Here is a 1,862-nt window from a genome sequence, read left to right on the forward strand (position 1 = left end):
TGATGGTGCGCATCTCGGCGCAGGGGCCGCTTTTCGCCGGCTTGCATTCGATGTGGACGCCGGCATGGCTGGCGCCGGCGCAAGACAGCAAGGCAAGCAGGAGGATCGAACGTGGCTGGAACATGGTTTCTCCTTGGGTAATGAAGCGACCACCTCATCCTGCCTGCGCAATGTGGAGAAAAAATGGAGCCTACAAATCGTAGCGGTAGCCCAGCCCGTAGATCGAGCGAATCGGCTCCAGGCCGGGCGCGGCGGCGTCGATCTTGCGGCGCAGGTTTTTCACGTGGCTGTCGATGGCGCGCTCGGTCACGTCCGAGTCGTCCTGCCGCAGCAGGTCCAGCAAATGCGCGCGCGTGAACACCTGGCCCGGACGCCGCGCCAGTGCCGCCAGCACCTCGAATTCGCTGGGCGTGAGCGCCAGCGCCTGGCCGTGTACCAGCGCGCGCCGTGCATCGGTGTCGACCTGCAGGGCCGGCGCCGGCGCGTAGTTCGACATGGCTGCGCGGCGCAGGATGGCCTTGATGCGGGCCACCAGTTCGCGCGGGCTGAAGGGCTTGCACAGGTAGTCGTCGGCGCCCGCGTCCAGCCCGAGTAGGCGGTCGATTTCTTCCACGCGCGCCGTCACCATGATGACCGGCACCTGCGAGAACGCGCGCAATGCGCGGCACAGCGACAGGCCGTCCAGGCCGGGCAGCATCAGGTCGAGCACCACCAGGGCTGGCGGCGCGCGGCGGATCGCGTCCAGCGCCACTGCACCATCGTGGAAGACTTCGGGCTCGTAGCCCGCGGCGCGCACATAGTCGGCGACCAGCGCCGCCAGTTCCGGCTCGTCCTCGACGATGCAGATGCGGTTCATGCCGCCTCCAGCGGCAGGTTGATCGTCACGCGCAGGCCTTTCAAGGGCGAGTGCGCAAAGGCCAGCGTGCCGCCCTGCGCTTCGACCAGGCGCCGGCACAAGGCCAGGCCCAGGCCCGCGCCGCCGCCGGCACGGCTGCGCGAGGCATCGACCCGGTAGAATCGCTCGCCCAGGCGCGCCAGCGCGTCGTCGGGCACGCCGGGTGCGCTGTCGTCGACGGCGAGCACCAGGCGGCGGCCGGTCGTCTGCGCCGACAGCGCCACGCGCCCGCCGGCGCTTGTATAGCGCAGGCTGTTTTCCAGCAGGTTGCGCAGCACCTGGCGCATGCGGTCGGGGTCGGCCACTACCAGCGTATTCGAAGGCGGCGGCTGCAGGTCGAGCGCCAGGCCGGCAGCGGCGAAGCGGCTGCCGAAGCCCGTGGCTTCTTCCTCGGCCAGCGCCCACAAGTCGACGCGCTCCTGCCTGCATTCGAGGGCGCCGACGTCGGCCCGCGCCAGCGCATACAGTTCGTCGATCAGGCGGTTCAGGGCCAGCACCTGGCGCAGCATGGCGGCGATGTGCCCCGGGTCGGCCTGGCGCACGCCATCCTGGATTGCTTCCAGCTGCGCGCGCAGCACGGCCAGCGGCGTGCGCAGTTCGTGCGAGGTGTCGGCCACCCACTGGCGGCGCGAACGCTCGGCGTCGTCCAGGCGCGCCGCCAGCAGGTTGAAGTGGTGGGCCAGTTCGCCCAGTTCGTCGCTGCGTTCGACCGCCAGGCGCGTGTCGAAGCGGCCCTCGGCCAGTGCCTGCGCACCCAGGGCCAGGCGGCCGATCGGGCGCCGGAAGTGCAGCGCCAGCAGGCTGGCCGCCAGGGCGCTGAGCAGCACGCCCGCGCCGACGATAGGCCACAGGCTAGCGCTCAGGCCTTCGAGGAAAGCGTAGGCCAGGGCGTCGGTCGGTCCCTGGCTGCGCGCAACCGCCAGGTAGCCGACCGTGCGGCCATCGGCCAGGATGGGACGGCGCACCA

General features: G+C 70.7%; 2 protein-coding genes. Both read right to left on the reverse strand.

The features are described from left to right. Window positions 1–190: 190 nt before the first annotated feature. On the reverse strand, window positions 191–856 hold the full coding sequence (locus LK540_RS25160; RefSeq protein ID WP_229440142.1) for a response regulator: 666 nt from the start codon (window positions 854–856) through the stop codon (window positions 191–193). Further along, a partial coding sequence (locus LK540_RS25165) for an ATP-binding protein (RefSeq protein ID WP_229440143.1) occupies window positions 853–1,862 on the reverse strand: 1,010 nt, incomplete at its 5' end. The genes LK540_RS25160 and LK540_RS25165, both read right to left, overlap by 4 nt.

The organism is Massilia sp. IC2-278, from assembly GCF_020708045.1.
Classification (GTDB): Bacteria; Pseudomonadota; Gammaproteobacteria; order Burkholderiales; family Burkholderiaceae_D; genus Telluria.